General features: G+C 71.2%; 25 protein-coding genes and 1 pseudogene. 9 read left to right on the top strand and 17 right to left on the bottom strand.

What is annotated here, in order from left to right; genetic code table 11:
* Nucleotides 1-86: 86 nt before the first annotated feature.
* The 7 genes from FHR36_RS35405 to FHR36_RS35375 all read right to left on the bottom strand — a co-directional run bounded on the left by FHR36_RS35405 (nucleotide 87) and on the right by FHR36_RS35375 (nucleotide 5,293).
* A complete protein-coding gene (locus tag FHR36_RS35405; RefSeq protein WP_253804215.1) occupies nucleotides 87-776 on the bottom strand; it encodes a hypothetical protein in 690 nt (229 codons plus the stop codon).
* Nucleotides 777-932: 156 nt separating this feature from the next.
* Nucleotides 933-1,352: a hypothetical protein gene (locus FHR36_RS35400; RefSeq protein WP_253804213.1), complete on the bottom strand. Its 420-nt coding sequence runs from the start codon at nucleotides 1,350-1,352 to the stop codon at nucleotides 933-935.
* A gap of 126 nt (nucleotides 1,353-1,478) precedes the next feature.
* Nucleotides 1,479-2,900: a DUF6197 family protein gene (locus FHR36_RS35395; RefSeq protein WP_253804211.1), complete on the bottom strand. Its 1,422-nt coding sequence runs from the start codon at nucleotides 2,898-2,900 to the stop codon at nucleotides 1,479-1,481.
* 169 nt (nucleotides 2,901-3,069) lie between these two features.
* Nucleotides 3,070-3,633, bottom strand: a complete 564-nt coding sequence (locus FHR36_RS35390; protein WP_253804209.1) for a hypothetical protein — start codon at nucleotides 3,631-3,633, stop codon at nucleotides 3,070-3,072.
* Nucleotides 3,630-3,794 carry a hypothetical protein gene (locus FHR36_RS35385; RefSeq protein ID WP_253804207.1) on the bottom strand — a complete coding sequence of 55 codons (165 nt, stop codon included), beginning with the start codon at nucleotides 3,792-3,794 and terminating at the stop codon, nucleotides 3,630-3,632. The genes FHR36_RS35390 and FHR36_RS35385 overlap by 4 nt, the downstream gene beginning before the upstream one ends.
* A gap of 273 nt (nucleotides 3,795-4,067) precedes the next feature.
* On the bottom strand, nucleotides 4,068-4,292 hold the full coding sequence (locus tag FHR36_RS35380; RefSeq protein ID WP_253804205.1) for a hypothetical protein: 225 nt from the start codon (nucleotides 4,290-4,292) through the stop codon (nucleotides 4,068-4,070).
* Complete coding sequence (locus FHR36_RS35375; protein WP_253804204.1) at nucleotides 4,286-5,293, bottom strand: hypothetical protein; 1,008 nt, start codon at nucleotides 5,291-5,293, stop codon at nucleotides 4,286-4,288. The genes FHR36_RS35380 and FHR36_RS35375 overlap by 7 nt, the downstream gene beginning before the upstream one ends.
* 421 nt (nucleotides 5,294-5,714) lie before the next feature.
* Here FHR36_RS35375 and FHR36_RS35370 point away from each other — a divergent pair, with 421 nt between their 5' ends.
* The 8 genes from FHR36_RS35370 to FHR36_RS35335 all read left to right on the top strand — a co-directional run bounded on the left by FHR36_RS35370 (nucleotide 5,715) and on the right by FHR36_RS35335 (nucleotide 15,250).
* Entirely contained in the window at nucleotides 5,715-6,113 is a 399-nt protein-coding gene (locus tag FHR36_RS35370; RefSeq protein WP_253804202.1) for an ATP-binding protein, read from the top strand.
* Nucleotides 6,114-6,254: 141 nt separating this feature from the next.
* Nucleotides 6,255-7,469 (top strand): Sir2 family NAD-dependent protein deacetylase, encoded by a 1,215-nt coding sequence (locus FHR36_RS35365; protein WP_253804200.1) that lies wholly within the window; start codon nucleotides 6,255-6,257, stop codon nucleotides 7,467-7,469.
* A gap of 53 nt (nucleotides 7,470-7,522) precedes the next feature.
* A complete protein-coding gene (locus FHR36_RS35360) occupies nucleotides 7,523-8,281 on the top strand; it encodes an NUDIX hydrolase (protein ID WP_253804199.1) in 759 nt (252 codons plus the stop codon).
* Nucleotides 8,268-9,188 carry an aminotransferase class IV gene (locus FHR36_RS35355; RefSeq protein WP_253804197.1) on the top strand — a complete coding sequence of 307 codons (921 nt, stop codon included), beginning with the start codon at nucleotides 8,268-8,270 and terminating at the stop codon, nucleotides 9,186-9,188. The genes FHR36_RS35360 and FHR36_RS35355 overlap by 14 nt, the downstream gene beginning before the upstream one ends.
* Nucleotides 9,185-11,065 (top strand): inositol monophosphatase family protein, encoded by a 1,881-nt coding sequence (locus FHR36_RS40160; RefSeq protein ID WP_253804195.1) that lies wholly within the window; start codon nucleotides 9,185-9,187, stop codon nucleotides 11,063-11,065. Before FHR36_RS35355 ends, FHR36_RS40160 begins: the two co-directional genes overlap by 4 nt.
* Before the next feature lie 77 nt (nucleotides 11,066-11,142).
* Nucleotides 11,143-12,219: an amidohydrolase family protein gene (locus FHR36_RS35345; protein ID WP_253804193.1), complete on the top strand. Its 1,077-nt coding sequence runs from the start codon at nucleotides 11,143-11,145 to the stop codon at nucleotides 12,217-12,219.
* Between the two features lie 73 nt (nucleotides 12,220-12,292).
* Nucleotides 12,293-13,288, top strand: a complete 996-nt coding sequence (locus FHR36_RS35340) for a nucleotidyltransferase family protein (protein ID WP_253804191.1) — start codon at nucleotides 12,293-12,295, stop codon at nucleotides 13,286-13,288.
* 6 nt (nucleotides 13,289-13,294) lie between these two features.
* The gene (locus FHR36_RS35335; protein ID WP_253804189.1) at nucleotides 13,295-15,250 is read left to right on the top strand and encodes an HAD-IA family hydrolase; all 1,956 of its coding nucleotides are present in this window, start codon (nucleotides 13,295-13,297) and stop codon (nucleotides 15,248-15,250) included.
* Nucleotides 15,251-15,305: 55 nt separating this feature from the next.
* Here the strand turns inward: FHR36_RS35335 and FHR36_RS35330 are convergent, their stop codons facing one another.
* On the bottom strand, nucleotides 15,306-16,241 hold the full coding sequence (locus FHR36_RS35330) for a phosphotransferase family protein (protein WP_253804187.1): 936 nt from the start codon (nucleotides 16,239-16,241) through the stop codon (nucleotides 15,306-15,308).
* A gap of 158 nt (nucleotides 16,242-16,399) precedes the next feature.
* Between FHR36_RS35330 and FHR36_RS35325 the strand changes: the two genes are divergently transcribed.
* Nucleotides 16,400-17,149, top strand: coding sequence for a class I SAM-dependent methyltransferase (locus FHR36_RS35325; protein WP_253804185.1), 750 nt, complete (start codon nucleotides 16,400-16,402; stop codon nucleotides 17,147-17,149).
* A 300-nt stretch (nucleotides 17,150-17,449) separates the two neighbouring features.
* Here FHR36_RS35325 and FHR36_RS35320 read toward each other — a convergent pair whose 3' ends face one another.
* From FHR36_RS35320 to FHR36_RS35280, 9 genes and pseudogenes are all read right to left on the bottom strand, one after another.
* The gene (locus tag FHR36_RS35320; protein ID WP_253804183.1) at nucleotides 17,450-17,767 is read right to left on the bottom strand and encodes a hypothetical protein; all 318 of its coding nucleotides are present in this window, start codon (nucleotides 17,765-17,767) and stop codon (nucleotides 17,450-17,452) included.
* Between the two features lie 182 nt (nucleotides 17,768-17,949).
* Nucleotides 17,950-18,393, bottom strand: a complete 444-nt coding sequence (locus FHR36_RS35315) for a hypothetical protein (protein ID WP_253804181.1) — start codon at nucleotides 18,391-18,393, stop codon at nucleotides 17,950-17,952.
* A gap of 90 nt (nucleotides 18,394-18,483) precedes the next feature.
* Complete coding sequence (locus tag FHR36_RS35310) at nucleotides 18,484-19,164, bottom strand: hypothetical protein (protein ID WP_253804180.1); 681 nt, start codon at nucleotides 19,162-19,164, stop codon at nucleotides 18,484-18,486.
* Nucleotides 19,165-19,281: 117 nt separating this feature from the next.
* Complete coding sequence (locus FHR36_RS35305; protein ID WP_253804178.1) at nucleotides 19,282-19,506, bottom strand: hypothetical protein; 225 nt, start codon at nucleotides 19,504-19,506, stop codon at nucleotides 19,282-19,284.
* 49 nt (nucleotides 19,507-19,555) lie between these two features.
* A complete protein-coding gene (locus FHR36_RS35300; protein ID WP_253804176.1) occupies nucleotides 19,556-20,419 on the bottom strand; it encodes a hypothetical protein in 864 nt (287 codons plus the stop codon).
* 84 nt (nucleotides 20,420-20,503) lie between these two features.
* Nucleotides 20,504-20,689 (bottom strand): hypothetical protein, encoded by a 186-nt coding sequence (locus tag FHR36_RS35295; protein ID WP_253804174.1) that lies wholly within the window; start codon nucleotides 20,687-20,689, stop codon nucleotides 20,504-20,506.
* Between the two features lie 77 nt (nucleotides 20,690-20,766).
* The gene (locus FHR36_RS35290; protein WP_253804172.1) at nucleotides 20,767-21,003 is read right to left on the bottom strand and encodes a hypothetical protein; all 237 of its coding nucleotides are present in this window, start codon (nucleotides 21,001-21,003) and stop codon (nucleotides 20,767-20,769) included.
* 303 nt (nucleotides 21,004-21,306) lie between these two features.
* The gene (locus FHR36_RS35285) at nucleotides 21,307-21,537 is read right to left on the bottom strand and encodes a hypothetical protein (protein ID WP_253804170.1); all 231 of its coding nucleotides are present in this window, start codon (nucleotides 21,535-21,537) and stop codon (nucleotides 21,307-21,309) included.
* Between the two features lie 71 nt (nucleotides 21,538-21,608).
* Nucleotides 21,609-22,691 (bottom strand): annotated as a pseudogene (locus FHR36_RS35280) (hypothetical protein); the annotation flags it as partial.

Raw genomic sequence — 22,691 nt, 5'->3', positions numbered from 1 at the left:
ATCAGCTCCTCGGATCGGACTGGTTCGAAGGGGTGTTGTGCCGGGGTGGTGGTGCCGCCGCCACCCCGACCAACAGGAGAACTATATTATGCCACACGCATGATGTCGAGCGTGGTCAGGTCCGCGGAGGCGGGCGCGCCGCACGCCGCGGCGATCCGCTCGGCCTGCCGCCGCTCGAACAGGGCCCACAGCGCGTCGAGATCCCTCGGGTCGACGTTGCGCAGCTGGACGTCGACCACTTCGCCGGCCTGCCTGATCTCCAGGTCGGCGCTCGCCCCCGGGTGTGGCTCCAGGTCGACGCACACCCGGTGCACCCCGGGGCGCATCTCCCCCTCCCAGCCCCGTTGCGGGAAGCGGTCCAGCAGGGCCCTGGCCATGGCCGCGCGCTTGTCGGCGGCGGAGGACCGGGCGTGGAGCTCGTCCACGGCCCGGGCGTAGGCCGCCTCGAACTGCGGCAGGAACCGCCGCCGCATGTCCTTGGCCAGGGTCGTCAGTGGGCGTGACAGGTCGAAACCGATCTCGGGGCGGCCCTTGTCGGTGAAGAAGTGGCCCGGGATGTCCGGGTACCGGCCCCGGGCGGTCACCCGGTAGCCGTGCGGCTTCGCCGGCTCCCGCTCCAGCTGCCCGCGGTCGATGTGCAGCCAGAAGCCCCGCCCGCGGCCGTCCGTCACGAACTGCCACGCGTCGTCCTGCTTGTACGGGCAGTTGTCCAGCCGCCACGGTGCGCCCAGCAGGGCGACGAGCTCGGTGATCCGGGCGCGCGGGAATTCGGACATGGTTGCTCCTCTCTGGGGCCGTTCGGCCCTGGTGGGTTCGAAGGGGGTCGTGCGGGGCGGCGGTGCCGCCGTCGCCCCGCACCGGAAGGCCGATGGCCCTGGTTGAAGCCGTGTGCTCAGGGGGCGCCGAGGCCGCAGCGGCTGGCCGCCCTGGTCTCACTTCAAGTAGCAGGAGCACGGTCCGTCCGGCAGGCAGGAGTGGAAGATGTCCCGCTTCGCCTCCCAGTCCAGCGGCTGCTCGCCGGACTCCAGGCGCTCGCCGCAGCGGCACAGCGACATGTTCAGCTCGGGGTTGAAGGTGACCAGCGGGTGCGAACGCCGCTGGCACCACCCCGCCGTCTCGGCCCCGGTCCCCTCCGCCATCGGCTTCGCCTCCTGTGCCAGCGTGATGGCGGCCTCGATGCTGTTACGGGTTCCGATCCGGATCGCGCGGTACACCATGAACCCTCGCGGGTGCTCGATGATGCTGGCCCCGTTGACGATGGCGATGACGTCGCAGCCGTTGATGCGCCTCGGGGGAGTGGCGCCAGGGCGGTGGAGGGCTGCGGCGGCCTCGGAGGGGGCGGACTGGTTCACGGGAACTCCGCTCTGCGGCCGGGGCCGCTGCTGGTTCGAAGGGGTGCCGGCGGGCGGAGGGGGAGCCGCCCCCTCCGCCCGCCAACAAGAGAACTATATCACCTCTGACTCATTCCGTGGGGTGATTTACGCGGCCAGGGCCAGGTACGCGGCGGCTGCCGCGTCTCCGGCGTGGCGGCGCAGCGCGTCCCCGCGTTCCCAGCGCAGTTCGCCCTCGGCCGCGTTCAGCCGGTCGGCCTCCGCCAGGACCTCGGCCATCGACCGCTTGTCCTGGAACCGGTGCCCGATCTCCGCCTCCGCCCCCGCGTACTCGACCGCCAGCGGCCGGCGCAGCCGCGCCGCGCACACCAGATCCTTCCCGCTCGACAGCACGCACAGCGAGCAGGAAAGGCGCTCCATGCCTGCGTCGTAGGCCCAGTGGTACCGGACCCCGGTCTCGGCGATCCGCTCCCAGACCTGCCGCTCGCTCCAGTTGTGGATCGGGTGCCACCGCACCACCGTCCGTTGCCCGTTGGAGGCGGAGTGGTCGACCGCGATCGGCGCCTTCCCGGCGCGACCGGTCGATTCCTGTGCCCGCAGGCCGAGGCAGTACAGGATGCGCACCGGCCGGCCCTGCACCCCCGCCCGTCGCGACTCCTTCACCAGCGCGGTGAGCAGCTTCAAGGCCTGCGCCGACTTTTGATCACTCGTGCACCACCTGGCCGAACTTGACGGCCACATGCGCCGCTGGAGCAGCTGCCGCCACAGCCCGCCCTGCGGCCGGCGCAGGGTCACGAACCGCAGGCCGTAGTGCTCGGCCTGCTCCCTGGCGAGCTCCATCGTGCCCGGCCACTCGATGCTCTCCCCGGAGTCGGTCGCGTCCAGGTCGTTGTGCACCACCACGATCCGGTCGCGCGGCACCCCGGCCGCGTCGGTGCTGCGCACCACCTCGTCCAGCATCGCCTGCGAGTCCTTGCCCCCGCTCGACGCGACCACGATCCAGTCGTACCCCTCCGGCCCGTGGCGCGCCGGGTTGAACTCGACGTACCCGACGGGCGCCTTCGGCAGCGGCCGGGCCTTGCGCGCCGCCCGCGCCAGCTCCGCCAGCACCTCCCGCAGCCCGATTCCCGGCTGCGCCACCCACCCGGCGATCCGCTCGACCGCCCCGCGGCCCAGCGCCGGGTCAAGGCGGTCGGCCAGGTAGCGCAGCGCCTCGTCGCAGCGCGCCCAGATCCGGTCCGCCACGGCGCCCGCCCGCACCGGGTCCTCCACCCGCCGCCGGGGCGTCTCGGCCGCGTGCGCGGCCAGGAAGATCGCCCCCACCGGGTGCAGGGCCCCGTGCTCCGGCTGCCGGGAGCGGGTACCGGCGCCGACGGGCGCGGGCGGCGGCTCGGCGCAGCTGTCCGGCGAGAGCCCGTGTTCGGCGATCAGCCGGGCGGCCCGTTCCAGGTCCTCCCCGATCCGGGCCAGGCGGGTCCGTGGTGCGCGCTTGGCCTGCGGGAGCGCCGCGCCCAGGCACGGAGGCCCGGCCGTCACCGGCGCCTCGAACAGGGCGAGTTGGTTCGTCATGCGGATGGTCCTCCCGTGCGGGCGGCACTGCGGGCCCGAGAGGCCGTGGTGCCGCCGGATGGTCCGAAGGGATCGGCGGGGCCGCGCTGCCAGGCGCGACCGCCGCCGGAGTTGCCGGGTGGGCCGCACCGGAGCGCGGCCCACCGGTTCGGCCGGAGGGGTGCCCTGGTCAGTACGCCGGCGTCAGGGCGTGGAAGGCGTGGTCCAGGCACTCAGGCCGCAGTGTCCGCCACCCCTCGGCGGCCTCCACGGTCCGCACCATCGCGTCAGTCAGTTCGCGTCGGTGGCGGGCGTCGGCGTGTGAGCCGTTGCCCGGCCCGTGGACCGTGACGTAGGCGCTGCCCTCGGAGGGGTCGTCGAACAGGTGGTCCCACCGGTACCCCCACACCGGCACGCCGTAGCGGTACCGGTCGAATCCCGCGCGCCACAGCAGGGCGTCCACCCGGCCGCCTGGGGTGTCGGCGAACTCGACGGCCGCGGCGGAGTTCAGGCGCAGCACCCGGCCGCCGTGCTCCCCACGGGCCTCCTGATGGAAGTCCCAGCCCGCGCGGCGCAGCGCGGCCAGGGCTCGGCGGGCCGTCGCGTCGTCCACGTAGGCCGGAAGGTCCCAGCGCATCGCGACGAGTTCGCTGGCGTCGTCGAACTCCTGCTGCGCCCCGCGTCCGGTGGGGATGTGCTCGGCGGCCAGGATGAGGAAGGCGGTTCGCGGGCTCGGCAGTCCGGTGGCGCTCACCAGGCCCCCTCGATGCCGGAGCCGGGGAGGTATGGGCCGCCGCCGGTGGCGTCGCCGTCCTCGGACGGGGCCCCGGGGATCGGGCGGCAGGTCTCGTCGCACCGGTGGAACCGTGAGCGCGGTGCCTGCGCGGTTTCGTCGGGGGTCGGTTCGCTGGTCATGGGGTGTCCTCTGCTCGTCTGGTTTCGAAGGGGGCCGGTCCGGGGCGGTGCCGCCACCCTGGACCAACAAGAGAACTATATCATGTCTCATGCATGATCGGATCGTCTTTTCGCGCCCGGGAGTGGAGAACTCGTGGTGCTCGCGTCACCTGCGCCCGATCCCTGCGACGAGCGCTGCTCGGCGGGCGGCCCGCACGGCGGGGGGAATGTACTCGCAGTGGAGCACGCTGACAGGCGGCTCCCCCGCCCGTGGCGGAACCAGCCGGGCGAACTTCACCAATCCGGCACCCGGGCCTCACGGCGCGCGACGCGCAGCGCCACCGCCGCACCCTCGTTCGAGTAGAAGGGCTGCGCCTCCAGGTCCGGCGAAGAGGCGGGGAGTTCCCTGCCGACTGCCATCAGCTCCCGGGAGAACACCCGGCCGAGCGGATCGTCCGGTCCGGGGGAGTGGCGGGGCAGCACTACCGCCGCCGCAGGATGCCACTGGTCGGTCAGCACCCGGTTCCACCGTTCCGGAAGCAGGACCGAGACCTCCGCCGCCAGCGCCTGTGCGTCGGTGAGCTCCAGCAGTGCGCAGTCGACCACGGCGGCGACGGCCATCGCGTCCACGGCCCCGACAGGGTGAGGCTGCCGCCCGTCGCCGCGCTGCCCAGCGTGACGCCCAGCCGGCCGTCGCACAGCCACGCGGTCGCATGGCCGGACTCGACGAACAGGCCGGGCTCGTCGTGACGCTGCTCCGGCGCGCCGATCGTCAGATGCGCAGCCACGTCCGCCGGTGCGGGGCGGACGGTCGGGGCGCAGGGCACGGCGGGCGCTTCGCGGACGGTCCGGGCCAGGAGCCGCGTCGCGGCGGGCAGCGCCGTGCCGGGGGAGAAGCGGGCGTTGCAGATCCGGGTCGGGCCCTGCGGCGAGGGCGCGAACACGGTGACCCGGAGGTCACCGGCGGGGCCGAGGGAGCCGAAGCCGACGGCGACCGCGTACCCGTCGGGCAGGCCGGTCCAAGTGCGGCGGGCGCCGGTGGTCACGTTGAGGGCCAAGGCGTCGGCGAGGGCGGGGAAGAGGGCATCGGTCTGCGGCAGTACTTCGGCCCGGTCCAGTCGCACGGCTCGCAGCCGACGAACCAGGGGTTCCGAGCGGGGGAAGCCCCCGTAGGCCCGCCAGTGGTGCTCGGCCAGTCCGGCGAACGCCTTCAGGGCGCTGCCGATGTTGCGGTCGTTGCGCTCCTTGACCGCCATCCGCGGGTGCAGCAGGGGCACCGGACCGGTGGGCAGCGGCGCCTGGGCCAGGGCCTCGGCCAGGGGGACCGCGGTGATGGCTCCGGCGGCGTACTGCTGGGCGAGGAAGGCGGCGGCCATGTTCACGCCCTTGTCGCCCTTGGCGGGACGGTGCAGGTTGCGCTCGCTCTCGCTGCCGTCGGCCCAGACGGCGGTGACCAGCCAGTTGCGGTGCCACCGGAAGGCCCAGCCGATCACCAGGGGGTTCTCGGTGCCGATGATCACGGGGTAGCGGCACTCGGCGTCGGGGTCGCCGATGCGGTAGGCCAGCGTGGGCGGGTGCTGCTCACGAAAGGCTCCTCTGGTTTGAAGGGATGGATCGGCCTCCCAGCCTCACCAACAAGACAACAATATCAGTCGCTATCCATGCTGCCAACGCGTTCGCGGCCTCGGTGTGGGCGTGGCTCGGGCCGGGGCGCCGGGGCGGTGGCATAGCGGGCCGCGCAGGCGCCCGGGGTGCTCCTCGGATCGAACTGGTTCGAACGGGTGCGGTGTCGGAAGGGCGGCGCTGCCGCCATCCCGGCAACAGGAGAACTATATCATGTCCAACTCGCAAGGTCGAGCACGTGCGGAACGTGCTCCGGCGGGTACGGAGTGCTACGAAGTGCTGCGCTCGCCATGCCGTTTGGAGGAGCCCATGCCAGTCATGGCCGTCAATCTCGTCTCGCAGTACCAGTTGGTCCTTCCGGAAGTCCGCCCGGAAGTGCTGCACCTGGTGCGCGAAACCGTGCGGGCACACCTACGGCTGTGGCTGGCAGACAGCGCGGTCCTCGGGGCTACCGAGCTGCTGACCAACGCGATGGTGCACGCCGACAGCGGCTGTGAGCTGACGGCCCGTCGGGTGCCCGAGGGCGTGCACATCAGCCTCGTCGACTATGGCAAGGGGCATCCGCAGGTGAAGGACCCGACGGATCACCAGACCACCGGCAGGGGACTGGCACTGCTGGCCGGCGTGGTCGACGAATGGGGCATCGAGCCGCTTCCGCTCGGCAGCAAGGTCTGGTTCACGCTCAGCGACCCGGCGCTGGCTGCTTTTGCGGCCTGAGTTATCCGTGCCTGGTGCCCAGCTACCGCCTCTGAGAGTCGCGTTCGCCACTCGACTTCATTATCAACCGGCCCTCGACGTCCCGGCCGGAATGGCACCGCCCAGGACGGCACGCCGCCCTGGGGCAGGAAGAGGGGGATCATGAAGTTCCCGCACGTCGTGCTCCACAATCTCGACGAGAAACTGGCGCAGCGCTGGCGCACGCGGTACCGCGACGCGCGCGACCGGCCCCGATACTTGGAGGAGGGGCTTTGGCGACGCACGCAGGAGACCGCCAATGCTGACCAGTCCGGGTGGCAGCAGCCCGGGGACGCGCGCCGTAGGCTGCTGCACTACCGCTACCGGTACGGGCTCCTCGACTCCGGTGCGCGCCCCAGCCTGGCGCTGACGGAGCTGTACATCTACCACTCGGCGGCCTACCCGGAGGCCGAGTGGGCACAGCACCGCGACAGTGTCACGAAGGCGCTGGCGGACGGCGGATGGCGCCGGTTAGGGACGCGCGAATGGGTACGGGCCGACGCCCGCTGTACTGTGACCGACCACCCCGTTCACCCGCAGGACCTGCGTGTCGGCCGTGTCCTGCCAGCCGGCTACCGCGCGCTGGACGTCTGCCTGGTATCCGATGGCTACACGCCCACGGCCGCGACCCGCAACCTCCCGTGGGACGTGTTGACCGGCGGCATGCGGGTCAAGGACCGCCGACAGAACCCGGCCCCGATACCCGACCTGTCGGCGCTGGCCGACTTCCTGCCGTGCCAGGTGGAGATCGGCTGCGGCATGTCGGTCGAAGCGGGCATCCCGGCGCTGCACCGGCTGCACGAGATCTATCGGGTCACCAACCGCGCCGCCAACACCTTCGTCCTGGACCCCCAGGCGGACACGTTCCTCCACGAGGTCATCGCCACTCCTGAGCACAAGTTGCCGGAACTGACGGAGATGTTCCAGGCGTGCTTCCTCGCCGAACCGACCCCCGGCCACGGCGCCCTTCGGGCGCTGCGGGACGCCGGCCACATTGTCGGCCCGGTGATCACCAACAACTTCGACGGTCTGACGGCCCGCGCCGGAATGGAGGAGTGCTACGTGCGCCGCTACGACCAGCAGGTACCGCCGGTGCCGTTCCTACCCGAGGCGCGCTCGCTGCTGGTGATCGGCAGCCACGCCGACCGGCGCCGCGTCCAGCGCCGGGCCCGCGCCCGCGGCATGAGGGTGTTCTTCCTCGACCCGGAGGGCTTCTGGGAGAACGACGCCTTCGTGTCCTACCCCGTCGAGGGAGCGCTGGACGGGGACCTGCTGTGTCGCCGGGAGGCGGAGCCGGCCCTCACCGAGCTGTCCGCACTGCTGGGCGTTGCCTCGTGACCGGCGTCGAGTGGCGTCTGGCGGACGGCCTGGCGCTCCGGGAAGTGGAACCCGTGCAGTACACGCCTTCGGAGAGCGAGGAGATCGCCCTCACCTGGCAGTCGGCGCTCGCGGCGAACCCGAACTTGTTCGACGGACCCATCGTGGCAGCCCGCTCGCTCAGTTGGGACGGCGCGACCTGCCGAGTGGACTGGTCGGCTGGCACGTACTCCCAGTACCTGTGGCGACGGGCATCCGGTCCGGCGGTAGGGCGGCGCTTCGCCCGTGCCCTGTTCGCCTCGGTCTTGCCGGTGACCACGGACGGGCGGGTCGTCCTGGGCCGCATGGGAGCCGCCACAAGCACCCCCGGACGGGTCCAACTCCCCGGCGGCAACGTCGATGTGCCGCCGAGCGGGGCCTTGCTCACCGAGGCGGCCGTGCGCGCCGAGGCGGTGCGCGAACTCGCGGAGGAGACCGGCCTCGCGCTGAGGCCGGACGAGGTCACGCTGTGGGCCGTCAAGACCGGTGGCGACCACGGGGACATCGGCATCATCTTCGGCGCCCCGCCCCGGGACGCCACCGAGCTCCGCGCGATCTTCACCCGTCACCACCGCCAGCTGACGCTGGCCGGCGGGCACCCGGAGTTCGTCTCCCTGCTCGCCGCGTCCCACCACCCCCCCCAGAACGACGACCCGCCCTCCAACAACCTTCGACCGTACGTGGACTACGTCCCCGAACTCCTGCGCGCGGCCCTGGGCAACGGCGCTCTGACCGTCCAGGAGTGGCCCGCTACCGCCAACGAACACAAGGAGGAATACCATGTACGAGACTGAACCGAAGCTGATCTGGTGGAATGGCGAGGTCGTGCCCTGGCAGGACGCCCAGGTCCACGTCGCCTCCGAGACGGCGCTTCGCGGTCTGAACGTCTTCGAGGGCATCCGTGGCTACTGGCGCCCCGAGACCGGGCAGTTCGCCGTCATCCGGCCGCACGAGCACCTGCACCGTCTCGCCGCCTCGGCGCGCCTGCTGCAGATCCCGCACGACGGGCTGATCGAGCAGCTGGCCCAGGGGCTCGGCGAGATCCTCCACGCCACTGAGCTGCGCGAGGACGTGTACGTTCGGCCGACGATCTACGTCGACTCCGGCCGCTACACGGCGCGCCAGGACACAGTGACAGTGGGTGCGTTCATCGCCTGTCACCCCACCGGTCCTCGCTCCGATCAACCGCTGTCGTGCACCATCAGTACGTGGCGGCGCATCCCGGAGCTGGCGCTGCCGCCCCTGGCCAAGACCGGCGCCGCGTACACCGCGTTCCGGCTGGCCCGCCTGGAAGCCCTCCAGGCTGGCGCCGACGAAGCGATCCTCCTCAACGCTGACGGCCACGTTACCGAGACCCCAGGAGCCGCCGTCTTCCTGCTGCGTGACGGGCAGTTGATCACTCCACCATTGGCCGACGGGATCCTGGACAGCATCACCCGACGCACCGTCATTCGCCTGGCTCAGACGGAACTCGGCCTGACCGCCCAGGAGCGCTCGATCACCCGTTCGGAGCTGTACAGCGCCGACGAGGTGTTCATCGCTGGCACGTTGGACGAGGTGCGGCTCGTCGGCCAGATCGACCGGCACGCGCCCCGCCACCGGCAGGCACCCGTGGCCAACGCCCTGCGGACTGCCTACCTGGAACTGTGCACCGGCTCCAGGCAGCCCCTCGACGCCACCCTCGTGAAGCTGCTGCCGTGACCTCCGTCAGTCCCAAGACGACCGGCGCACTGCCAACGCTCGGCATCTTCGGCCCCCGCGCCCCGTACAAGAGCGCCGCCGCCCGGTACATCGAGCAGTCGTTGCCCCACCTCGGCCGCCACTTCCGGTGCGTCCACGTCGGCCCCAACGACCAGCGGCACCCAGGTGAGTTCGATCAGGTTCTCTACCACCTCGGCAACGATCCGCTGCACATCGGCGCTCTGCAGGCGCTCCTCCAGCGCCCCGGTCCGGTCCTGCTGCACGAGTACCATCTCGCTGGCCTGGACCGATGGGCCGGTCACGGCAACGTTCAGTGGCTCGCCGTCGAACAGGCCACCGAGGTCCTCGTTCACAACCGCGATGTCGCCCACCTGCTGACCAGCCGCTACCCGCACGTCCGCGTCTCCGCCCTGCCCTACCCGGTTGCCCCAGCAACCGGCATGTCCTTGGAGGCGGCCCGCGAACGGTTCGGTCTCCCGCAGCACGCTTACGTCTTCGCATCGCTCGGCTGCCGACTCGGCCGCCATGAACGCCTGGACGCCGTCCTCGAGGGCTGGCGGCTGTGGCAGGACAGGCCGGCCGACACCGTGCTCGTTCTGGCCGGGAGCGTGGACGACGAGATTGCCTTACCGGCCGACCCGTCCATCCGACCGCTCGGTTATGTGGACTACCAGGACCTGGACGCGCTCATGCTCGCATGTGACTGCGCGATCCAACTACGTCACCCGGTGTGCGGGGAGACGTTGTGGGCCGCCCGCCAGCTCGCGGCCCACAACCGGCCGGTGATCGGCACACATCTGCCCGAGACCCGGGACCTCACTCTCAACGAGGCGGTCACGCTCATTCCACCGGGGTTCGGGGAACCCGTTCACCTCCTCCGCGCGATGCGCCAGCAGCGTGAACGCCCGAGACTCGTAGAGGTGTTCGACGACACGAACTCATGGCATGCCTGGCGGGACGCCATCCTCCCTTCGCTTGCACCGGACGACGGCATCGCAGGCGTCGGTCGGCCGATTCCCCGGCTGCACCAGGCCATGTCTCCCAACCTCGAAAACCTCTACTCGGTTTGCTCGCCGGCGCAGAGCGAGGTGGTGGCCGGTGTCCTACGCGCCGGGCAGCACCTCCTGGACACCTGGCCCGGTAACGCGGTGGTCGGCCAGTCCGAGCTTGGGGTCCGCATCAAGACCGACGGAAGCCAGGTCTCCCGCGCCGACTACAACAGCCAGGACATCCTCCTGTCCGTGCTACAGCTGACCCACCCTGGTGCACTCGTCGTCAGTGAGGAGGACGAGCAATCCCATCAGAGCGCGGGCGACACGCTGTGGTTCGTCGACCCGCTGGACGGCACCAGCCAGTACCTGGCCGGCTCGCCCGACTTCGCCATCCTCCTCAGCGCCTGGACTGGGCACCGGCCCGACTTCTCCGTCGTCCACTTCCCGGCCCCGGGCCTTACTGGCGTCGCCGTCGCAGGCGCCGCTGCCTTCCAAGCGAGCGATTCCCCGCCGTCGGACACGGCTGTGGTGCACACGGTCTACTGCGACCCGCCTGGCCTTCGCAAGGCACTTCCCACCGGTACTCGCTACCTCGTCGATCACGCCGAGGCCACCCGCGTCCTGACGGACGTCGCCCGCGGTTTCGCGAGCGGCGCCGTGGTGCGCATGTGCGGGCAGCAGACCTGGGACATCGCCGCCCCGATCCACCTCCTGAGGGCGGCAGGCGCTGTCGTCAGCGACGAACGCGGGCATGCCCTCGCAATGAACGGCCCGCAGGTGGAGGCCAAGTACTTGGTGGCCTCCCGCACCGCGGCCCTGCACTCCAAGCTCCTGCACGCCCTGACCGGCATCAGCGGCCAGGGATCCGTCCCCCACGAGCACTGACATCGCGCCTTACCCACCGCACCGACCTTGCTCCTAGAGACCACCCAGCCGCAGGAGCCGCACCGAAAGGACTTCCCATGAGCACCGTGCTGTTCCACACCCACGGGATCGGCCGCTTCGACTACTCCTCCCTCCAGCCGGACGATCTGGAGGCCGTGGACGCGCTCGCCCGCGAGCACGACCTGACCGTGCTGCCCACCGTCTACCTGCGGCGCGACCACCTCGCCTCCTTCACCGAAGTGATGAAGGCGTTCGACGCGCTCAAGCGCGACGGCCGCCTGCCCGCCATCGCCGGGTTCGCCATGGAGGGCCCGCTCCTCGGCCCCGAGGGCGGCATCCCGCGCGCCGGATCCTGGACCCCCACCGGCGCCGAGTGGCGCGCGATCGCCTCGCTCGGCACCCTCGGGCTGCGCTACGTAGTGATGGCCCCCGACGCGCTCGCGCTGGACGAGAAGATCAGCACCGCCTGCACGTTCGCCGGCCTGCTGACGGAGCTGTATGACCAGGGCACCCGGATCGCGCTGGGCCACTTCACCCGAGAGAACCCCAAGCGCAGTGCCGAACGCACCAAGGATGTCCTGAACCAACTCCACGAGTCCTACAAGTCCTCGCCGTACCTGGTGCTGACCGACCACCTGTTCAACGACATGCCCCGGGCGTTCACCCACGCCTGGCGCACCCCGCATCAGTGCGACCGGCGTCAGCACGAACTGGCCAAGTTCATGGACGAGGCATGGGCCCCCGATACCCTGGCCGACACCCTCGGGCCGGTGCCCGCCGCCCTGCTGGAGGCCACCCGCGCCAACCTGCTGACCCCGGCGCTCAACTTCGACGGCCACCACGTCGACCTCGCGATCTGCCGCCGCACCGTCGACTACCTCACCCCGCAGCGGCTGATCGCGATGACCGACGACACCGAACTCGACGCCATGGCCGGCGAGATCCTCCATCAGCTCCCGAACAGCCCCCTGCGATACCGCGACGACGGCGCGGTGGCCTCCGGCTCCTCCGGCTACCCAGTACAGGCCGCCAATATGGCCTCCGTCGGCCTCACCGACGCGGACATCGAGACGATGTTTTCGACCGTCCCGAGCCAGGCCCTGGCCTTCACCCCCAGCTCGCGCACCACGCCCGTGGGACGCACCGGTGCGTGAACCGGCAGCCGGCGCCGCTCTCTACCGATCCCTACTCGCCACCACAGCACCAGCCACGCAGCAGGCGGCCCACGTGGCGGCGATCGTGCTGGCCGCGGGCCGAGGCAGCCGCCTCGACCCGTTCACCCGCACCATCCCCAAGCCGCTCCTGCCTGTCCTCAACGTCCCCCTCATCCTGTGGACGGCTCTCGCGCTCCACCGCGCCGGCATAGTGGAGTTCCACGCGAACGTCTGCCACCTGCCGGATGCGTTCGCCGCGGTGCAGAGGCTGTCCGAGCAGGGCGGACCTCGTCTGCATCTGGTGTCCGAGCCGCTACCCAGCGGTCCCCTCGGCGGTGTAGTCGCCTGCCGCCGAGCGGTTCCGGATGCCAAGGACTACCTGGTGGTCAGCGCGGACGCGCTGACCGACCTCGACCTGGCAGCGCTGCTCGCGACCCACCGCCGCTCGGGCGCCGATCTCACCCTGGTCACCACACTCGTCGAAGACGCCCACCGCTTCGGCGTCCTGGATCTCGACGCCGACGGCTTCGTGATCCGGATGCGGGAGAAGCCAGCCAAGGCCGGGCCGCTGGAAGACATCAGCTGTGGCATCTACGTCATGAGCCGACAGCTGCTGCACAGCCTCACGCCACCGGACAACGGCCGCCCGTACGACTTCGCGGAGCTGGTCACCACGCTGCTCGCCTGCGGACGCCGCGTCGCCACCCACCGCCTCGACGGCCAGTGGAGCGACATCGGCACCCCCGAGGCGCTGCTGGCGGCCAACCTCGCCTACCTCCGCTCCCCACAACAGCGCAGAGCCACCGGCCTGCGCGCCCTCGGCACCAATGGGCTGTGGAGCGGGCAGGACCGCACACTGCCTCCCGACACGCGCATCACCGGTCCGGTCGTGCTCGGCCAGGACGCCCTCGTTGAGCCGGGCACCGAACTGGCCCGCGTTGTCATCGGGCCCGGGAGCCACATCGGAGCCGGATGCACCCTCGTCGACACCGTCCTGCTACCTGGTGCCAGCGTGCCCGCCGGCACCAGGGCCATCAGCCAGATCATCGAACGCCCCGGAAGGACCTGACCGCCCATGCGTCTGCTGATCCTCACCGCCACCTTCCACCCCCTCATCGGCGGCGCCGAGACCTACGCCTTCCAGGTCGCCCAACTCCTCGCCGCCCGCAGACACCAGGTCACCGTTGCCACCGACCTGCCCAGCGGCCACCAGCCGGGCGAGCAGATCGACGGCGACCCGGCCGGCGTCCGAGTCGAGCGCCTGTCCAGTTACCGGACCACGACCGAGAGCACCATCGCCTGGGAACAGATGGCCTTCGGCCTGCTGCCCGAACTCCAGTACCTGGTGGACGACTTCCGCCCGGACATCCTCCTCAGCAACAGCCTGGACACCGCAATCACTGCCAAGATGCTGGCACTTGGAGCCGATATCCCGTGGGCCGCGGCCTTCCACGAGCAGCAGCCCGAGGCGGAACCACTCGGAGCCGGCCGCCTGCGCATGGTCTACGAGACCTTACGGCCAGACCTCGTCCTGGCTGGCTCCGCGTTCTACGCCGCCCGCGCCCTCCACTGGGCCCCGGACCTGGCCACTGCGCTGATCCACCACGGCGTTGACACCGACCTGTTCCACCCGGCCCGCAGAGAACCGCACGTGCGTGAGCGGTACGGCCTGACCCGCGAGCACCTGCTCATCGTCTGCGCGGGACGCCTCAAGCACCGCAAGGGCATGCACAACCTGCTGCCCGCGTTCGCCGAGATCCACCGGCGCCACCCAGAGACCCGGCTGCTGATCGCCGGGAGCGTCAACTCCGCCAGCCGCGCCTACGCCGACCAACTCCATGCCCAGATCGGCGCCCTGGAGCTGGACGGCGTCGTCACCGTCGACGAGACCGTCCCCTACACCGGCATGCCCGCGCTACTGGCCGAAGCCGACATCGTCGCCCAGCCCAGCCTCGCCGAAGGGCTCGGCCTCGCCGTCCTGGAAGCCATGGCCAGCGGCACACCGGTCATCACCACCGACATCCCCGGCACCCGCGAGATCACCACCCGGTCGGACATCGCCCTCGTGGTGGCGCCCGACCAAGTTCCTCCGCTCGCCAAAGCTCTCGACCAGCTCGTCACCGACCCTCACGTGCGCAAGTCCCTGGGCGAACGAGCCCGAGCCCACGTGGAAGAGCATTTCTCCCATGCTCGGATGGCCGACCACACCCAGGCTGCTCTCGCGGACCTGATCACCGCCAGCGCTTCCCGGCGCACCGCACCCAGCAACGCGGCCGCGGCGCATGTGTCCTCCCAGGCAGAGCCAGCCCCTCATGCCGGGCGCAGCCTGCAGCACGCCACTGCCGTGCCGAAGGCCCTACTGCTCGACATCGGGATGACGGTCATCCACCCGAGCTCGACCGTCCTCGGGGAAGAACTCCGCCAGGCCGGGCACCGCTCGCCCTTCGAGCCAGATCGCCTAACCGCAGCCCTCGTCCTGGCCGCCGAAGCCCGCCACCTGCCACTTCCCGTCGGCATCAGCGGCGACGACAAGGTCGCCCTCGCCTGGGGCCGCGCCCTTGGTGTGCCCGACCCCATCGCTCTTCGGGCGTTCCACACCTGCCTCCGAAGGCCCGACCTCTACAGCGACGTGGACCCCGACGCGCACGTCGCCCTGCGTCGTCTACGTGAGCAGGGCATCCGCCTGGCCGCCGTCGCCAACTCCGAAGGAGCACTGGAGGACGAGCTGGCCGCTACCGGAATGAGGGGGTACTTCGAGGTCGTCATCGACTCCAGTCAGGTCGGCGTGGAGAAACCCCGCCGCGAGATCTTCGACATCGCGGTCAACGCCCTGAGTCTCAGCCCGGACCAGTGCTGGTTCCTCGGGGACGGCCTGGTCAACGACGTGCTCGGAGCCCGCGCCGCTCGCATCGCCCTGCCACTCCTGTACGACCGCTACGACCTCTACGGTCACCTGCCGGCGACCGCCAGCGTGAACCGGCTCACCGAAGTTCCGGACGCCATCGACCGGCTCAGGCGTCCATCCAGCTGACACCACGGCCCCGCTCTCCAACCAGTCGGAGGGGCGGGGCCGTGTGTCCGGCTCGTCAGACAGCGATGGCCCCGAGAGCTTCACGGACGTCCTCGCGCCTCAACACGGCTGCGCACCAGGCGAAGTGCCCGTCAGCCCCGTGGGGGTCGTAGGCATTTGCCGCCGCGATCCCGTACGCGGCGCGGTAACCGAGCAGCAGCTCAACGGGATAGCCGAACTCTCGCGCCATCCGGTGAGTAAGCCGGTCATCGACCTCCCGTGCGTGAGGCCCGTACATGTCGACGATTCCCGCCGTGATGCTCGCATCCCACGCAGGATCGCCCGCGCCGGACAGGAACCCGAAGTCCAGCAAGGCGGTTAGCCGCAGGTCATCGTCCACGAGGATGTTCTCCAGGCACACGTCGCCGTGCACCACCGACTGCGGCCGATCAGCCTGCCGAGAGACCAGCTCGGCGACTTGGTTGAACACGCCGTCGAAGTCGGCAACCGCTGAACGCAGTTGATCTCCGAAGACGTCAACCCGGCGCCGCAGCAGTCCGTTCAGCGCTGCTGCCCAGCTCCCCGCGCCCTCCCACAGCGGCGTTGATTCGTCCAATACCGCCAGCTGATGCATCGCCGCTGTCGCCGGCACCGAGGCCAAGCCCCGCAGCACCTCCACGACGGCCGCGTCCGCCTCGGGCGGCACGCCGTCGCCCACGAACTGCTTGAGCGGACGGCCCGCCAGCTCCCGCTCGATCGTCACCGAGGTCCCCTCGACCTCGCGGACTTCGAGGATCTGCGGCGTCGCGAAGGACAGCCCCGCCGCAGAGATGTCCGCATAGAACTCCTGCAGGCGCTTCAGCTCCGCAGCTTCGCGCTGGCCCCAGACCTTGCCGACCAGCCCCTGCCCGAGGCGGTAGACCGCGCCCTCCATTCCGGCAGCCAGCGGGACCACGTCGCGGTGCCCGCCGGAGCTGAAGTACTCGATCCAATTCGTCTCGTGCGACTGCATGTGCCACCTCGCGGGAAGCTATCGACAGATCGGCCATCGCCGGATACTCAGAGTAGCGCTTCGCTACGCAGAAGGACTACCAGCGAGGTGGAACTGCATGGACGCAGTCCCACCACTCAACGTCCGGCAGCATCGTCATCCACCGAAGGGTGATACCCGTGTCCGCAGCAGCGCACCAGCCCGTTCCCGACGGTTGGGTCGACAACTTCTTCGACTCAGGCTTCGAGGCCACATCCCGCCTTCTCGGCAAGTACGACTCCACGGAGCAGGAACTTGCCGACCTGACCGAGCTTCTCGGTCTCCGACCCGGGCAACGCATCCTGGACGTACCGTGCGGCTTCGGCCGCCACAGCGGGCCGCTGTCCCGCCGCGGATTCTCAGTGGCCGGCATCGACATCTCTCCCCACCAGATCGCCGAGGCCCGGCGACGCTGGCCGTCCGCCACCTTCCATCTACAGGACATGCGAAACCCGCCACCCGGCCCGTTCGACTTCGTCCTTAACCTGTGGACCAGCTTCGGCTATCTCAGCACGCCCGAGGACGACCTCGCGGCACTCATCGCGTGGCAGAGCGTCCTGGTTCCCGGCGGCCGACTCCTCATGGAACTCTCGACTCTGGAGCAGGCGATGCGCCAGATCCGGACCACGGAAGCGGAGGCCATCAGCACGAAGAGGGTACGGCATGGCGATCTCCAGGAGGACTCCTGGTTCGACTGGACCAGCCAGCTCGCCCACGTCCGCTACTCACGTCCTGGCTGGTCCAGGGGCTGCCGCACCCGCATGTACTCCCGCAGCCAGCTGCGATCCGCCCTGTTGGCCGCTGGCTTCAACGATGTCCGCATGATGGGGGACCTTCGCGGTGGTCCCGTTGATGACGACCATCGCACTGTCGTCATTGCCTCCAACTGATCAAGGCGAGGGGCCGCTGCCACTCCCGGGTCGGGGCGCCACGTATCGGCCATCGGCGGTCCGATGCCGCCGGTAGGCCCGGCCGATCACCAGGGGGTTCTCGATGCCGATGATCACGGGGTAGGCGGCATTCGGCGTCCGGGTCGCCGATGCGGTAGGCCAGGGTGGTCGTGGTGGTGCTCACGAAAGGCTCCTCTGGTTCGAAGCGGTGGATCGACCTCCGGGCTTTACCAGAACGACAACTATATCAGACTGCGTTCACGTTCGCAGTGCGTCTGCGGACCCCGGTGCGGGTGCGGCTCACACCCGGGCCCCGGTGTGGCGGCGCAGCAGGCGGCGCAGGTGGTGCAGGCGTCCGGGCCGGACGGACTGCTGCTGGGCGAAGCGGTCGACCAGGAGCGCGTAGAAGGCGGCGTGGAGGGGGTCCTTCTGGTCGAGCCAGCCGGCGCAGGTGCCGCAGGTGACCAGGAGCTCCAGGGCGGGCGGCGCGGGCACGGCGACCACGACGGCCCCGGCGGCCGGGCTGCGCGTGGTGACGGTGACGTGCAGCGTCCAGCGGCGGTGGCCGCAGTTGTCGCACGCGGTGGTGGCGTTGGTGGTCATGGCGGGGATGGACACGATGATCCTCCGGTTCGGTGAGCCGCACGGGACGGTGCGGCGGGGTGTGGTGGGGGCGGGGCGGCGGTGCTGGCCGCCCCGCAGAGAGGGGGCTGCGGGAGCCCGTCAGGGGGCGGTGAGGGTGGAGCAGGGGCAGCGCACCCGGCCACCGTGGCCGGGTGCCTCGAACACCGGAGGCCCCGTCAGATTGGCCGGGTCTCCTCGGCCAGCACGGCGGCGTGGTGCTGCGCCCCGAATTCCGCCGTCGGCAGGCGCCAGTCGGCGGCGTCGGCCAGCCGGACCGCCGCGCACCGAGCCGCGTGCGTCGTCGGGAACCCCCGCCTCAGCAGTCGCCCCCGCCCCCCGGTCAGCGCCACGCTGAATCGGGTTGCGGGGTCCGCCCCCGGCCAGGCGTTCCCCTCCACGCGCAGCCCGGGATGGACCGAGCGCCCCGACGTGGCGGAGGCGACCTCCTGCTCCAGCAGGACCGCGCGCAGACAGTCGAGCAGATAGGCGTCGTAGGCGCTGTGCTCCGCCAGGCCAGCCAACCGGTCCACGAATCCGCGCAGCTGACGGAGGGAGCGCGGGAGTCGTGCCCGCCGCTGCGCTAGGGCCTTCTGCTCGGCAGTCAGGTCCGCCTCGGGCATGGATGCATCGTCCCTTCCGATGGTGGGTGCTCGGTCTCGCCGTGGCTTCGGGGGCCCGGCGGGCCGGTCGGCCCGCCGCTTGTGGGCAGGTCAGCGCCGGAACTCGTCGCAGCACAGCGGCTTGTAGAGGTCGCCGTGCTCGCGCCGGGTGCAGCCGCATCCCGCGCACAGCCCGCCGACCCACGCGGCGGGGATGGCGTTGACGAACACGCGGTACGGGTCCCCCCGGAAGCCGCGGGCGTCGACCGTGACCACGCCCTGGGCGTCGGCGGCCACCGTGCGCCCGTTCTTCAGGGCACGCCGGAGCATGGCCAGCGTCGTCGTGCGGGAGTTGCCCACCGGGACGACGGTGCGCCCGTTCGCGGTGTCCGCCCACACCTCGAACGCCTCGCCGGTGAGTGCCGCCTCCAGCTCCTCGGCGGCCAGGGCGGTCAGCGGGCCGGGCGTGGTCATGGGCCCGCCCCACCCCCAGACGCCCGGACGCACCACCAGGGAGCCCTCGGGGCCGTCCTCGTACCGCCACGCGCTGTTGGTCGCCACCGAACCGGCGTAGACCGCGCGGTGGTAGGTGTCGCGTGCCTGGCGGTCGAGCGGCAACGGGTGCCGACTGACCGTCACGGCCCTCTCGTCGCCCCGGACCAGGAACCCGGTGGTGCGGCCCCGCCAGGGCTCGTCCGGGTGGAGGGAGGTCGGGCGCAGCCCGGCCTCCAGCAGGGCGGCGGTGACCAGTCTGCGGGCCTGGGCGGCGGCGGTGGGCGGGTGTGTGTGCACGGTGGTGTCTCCTCGGGTCGGTTGTGGTTCGAAGGGGTTCGGGGGCGGCGGGGCCAGCCGCCGCCCCCGGGCAGGGGTGCGGGTCGGTCGCGGTCGGGCGGGGCCCGGCTCGTGGCGTCAGGTGGTCGGGACGACCTCGACGATGCGGTGCACGTAGCCGTCGCCGCTCACGCCTCCGTGCCAGACCCGGTCCACCAGCGCGAGGGTGTCCACGCGCGGGTGGACCGGGCGGACGGCCTCCTGCGGGTGTTCCGTCAGCGGGGGCCTGTTCCATGCCTCGCCGGGGACGATCAGGTACTCGGTGCCGCCGATGCCCCAGGCGTATCCGCGCTTCGTGCTCATGTGGTTCCTCCGGTGGAAGGTGCCGCCGATTTCCAACAAGAGAACTAGATTAGATCATTGGCACGTCGGCGGGCGTGATCGGCTTCGCCTCGGTCCCGGCGGCGGGCAGCGTCTGCCGCTGTTCCCCGCTGCCCGCCGGCTCTCCGGTGACCACCTCCCCGGGGACGACGCGTGGCCGCCAGCCCAGCTCGGGCAGAGCACTGTCCAGCAAGCGCGGCATCACCCTCCCGGTCAGCGCCTGCGGGTCGGCGTTGAGTCGCGCCAGGAACTCCACCAGCAACTCCAGCGGCACCTCGTCCGCCTTGATGGAACCGGTCGACCCGTCGTGGGACAGCCGCACTGTCCCGGAGGCGTGGGCGCGGTGCCCGCTCTCCCGGGCACCCCCCTGGCCGTCGGCCACCCGGGCGTACCCCCGGTAGAACAGCCCGTACCCGCTCTCGATGCTGCTCGCTCCGGTGTTCAGCGCGGGCAGAGCCTCGCGCAGCCGGGCGAACGCCGCCACCCGGGCCCGGGTGGCGGCCTGCTCCTGGTCGCGATGCTCGAAAGCCTTGGCCGCCGTGTCTCGGTACCCCGGGAGCAGGCGCCGCGCGATGTCGCGTGCGATGTCCCCGGGCGGGCGGTCGCCCGCGACGGTGATCCGGTGCTCCGCCCGGCCCCGGTACTCGCTCGGAACGATGCCGCTGATCGTCAGCCGCTGGCCGGCCGCGCCCGTGCAGTGCGCCTTCTCCCGCCAGATGTGCAGTTGCCAGCCGGCCGGATGCAGGAGCGCCACCGAGCCGTACGCATTGTTCTCGCGGCGGTGGGTCCAGCCGCGCCGCTCCTCGGGTTCGAGGGTGTTCAGGGCGGCGGCGATCTGCTCGCCGAGCGCGGCGAACCGGCTGCTGAGCTTCTCCCAGGTCGGCGAAATCTCCATGTCGTTCCCTTTCTTCGGTTCAGGGTCGGCGCCCCGGCGGCCAGCCGGGGCGCAGCGGTGTGGCCGGGCCGGGCGGCCGGGCGGTCAGAACAGCGGCTGTGCGTCGTCGAGCAGCGACGGGGTGCCGAACGAGTCGTCCCCGATGGCGAACAGGGAGACCTGCGTGGCGCGCGGCGCAGCGGTGAAGGCGTGTGCGGGGAGGGTCGTCCAGTCGGGCCGGTCGTTCTCGGTGGTGGGCTCGGCGGGGGTCGTCGCTGCCGGATCGTTCATCGGATCTCCCTGGGCGTGGTCGGGTCTGGTGTGGTCGTGTGCGCGGCCGGGGCGGTCGGCCCCGGCCGCGGGGTGGGTCAGAGCGGGGGTTCGGTGCCAGCCGCCACCTTCGCGGCCCACGCGGCGTCGGCGAGGTCCCGTGCGGCGCGCGAGCGGGCGGCGCTCTCGGCGATGGGCTGCTGGCACTCCGGGGCGCAGGGCGTGTAGCCGGTAAGAGCGTCGGTGGAGGGGTGGTAGAGCTCGATGCGGCCCGTTCCGTAGCAGTCGGTGCACTCCGGTTCGCGCTCGTCCGTGCGGAGGTGGGTGAGTTCCATCGGGTTCTCCCTGGGGTCTGGCTCGAAGGGTGCGGGTCCGGGGTGCCACCCCGCTCCAACAAGAGAACTATATCACCCATCAATCACGCATGCAAGCGTGATCTACCCGTCACAGACCGATCGCCCGCCGCGCTATCCTGAACCCTCGCAACCGGTCTCCCTGTGAGAACTGGTTCGAAGGGAGCGGCAGCGTCGAAACCTGCCGCAGATGGCGGTCCGCGCCAGCCTGCTGTCAGCTCGACAGGGGGTCCCGCCTTATGGCGGGGCGGACCGCCGTTCTTCTTCCCGTCCCGGTCCTGCTGATCAGCCCGGGACGCCGTAGACGTGCGGAGCCAAGAAGCGCAGTGCGGCGGCGGCGGGACCGGCCAGCTGGCCGGGCAGACAGTTCGACTCCTCCATTGCGGTGAGCGCTTCGCCCGGCGGCATCGCCCAGAGCCCGTCCACCCACCCCTGCTCGGAGTCGTCGGCCCACTCGGCGGTCTCCTTCAGCAGCGCGGCGAACAGGTCGCCGGCTACCTCCTCGGCCTTCTCCATGCACCTCTCCTCCTCTCCGATCGAGCCGGGGGCGGGGGCCACAACAACGGCCCCCGCCCCCGACCTTGCTGTCAGCCCTCGGTCGGGGTGTCCCCGGTCGGCTGCTGCTCCGCCTCGGCCTGCTCCTGGCCCTCGGCCACCTCGCCCGCCGCGCTCTCCGGTGCGGGCTGCGCCTCAGCCTCCACCTCGGCGTCGTGGCCGGTGCCGCTCTCCTCTGCCGCTCCGCCCTCGGCGGTGTCGCCCTGGTCGTCGGCCTCGGCGTCGTCGGCCGAATCGCTACCTGCGTCCTTGTCGCCCTGCTTCGCCTTGCTCTCGTACGCGGCGATCACCTGGCGCTCGCACTCGGCCAGGGTGTAGCCGAACGCCTTCTCCAGGAACCGCAGGTACGTGACCATGTCCTCGGTCGGCTCCGGCCACTCCTTGTCCGCCATGACATAGGTCTCGATCGCGGCCACCACCCGGGCGAACATGCGGTGCCTGCGGCGGGTCTTGGGACCGGCGGCGATCAGCTCCGCGAACGGGTCCTCCAGCCGCTCCCACTGGCTGCGCCCCTCGTTCGGGTCGGGCACGCCCAGCAGGGCGGCGGCCACCTCGGTTCGGGCGGACGCAACTGACTTGAACCACCACGTCTTACGGCCCATGACGGTGCGCTCGGTCAGCTCGTCGGCAGCCTCGGGCAGGTTCTTCTCCGCGATCGCCGCGCGCAGCACCTCCTGACGGACGGTCCGGGCGGAGCGCCACGCGGTGTTGCCCTCGCGCCTGGCCTTCGCCTTCGCCTTCTCGGCCTCGGGGTCGACCGGAGTCTTGCCCATCTCCTCCAGCTCGGCGGCGTGCTCCTCGGTGAGCCGGTGGCCCTCGGCGTGCCAGTTGGTGCACACGTGGGTCACCTCCAGCGTGTCCGGGTCGACGGCCGCGCCGTGACTCGGGCAGACCTGTGTGTGGATCTCGACCGTCAGAGGCTTACCCAACGAGGTGAGCAGGTGCGACAGCGGCCGGGCGTCCGTGTGCCACCACCGATACGGGACGTCGATCACCGCCACCCCGGCCGCGCGCAGCTCGTCCCGCACGGCCTGCCGCTTCTGCTCCTCGGCCTGCTCGTCCTTGATCGCCTGTACCGTCTGCCGCCACTCGCCGTTGCCGGGCTTACCCGACCG

Origin of the sequence: Kitasatospora cinereorecta (assembly GCF_024172095.1) — a bacterium.
GTDB classification, from domain to species: Bacteria; Actinomycetota; Actinomycetes; order Streptomycetales; family Streptomycetaceae; genus Kitasatospora; species Kitasatospora cinereorecta.
This window is presented reverse-complemented; position numbering and strand designations above follow the sequence as displayed.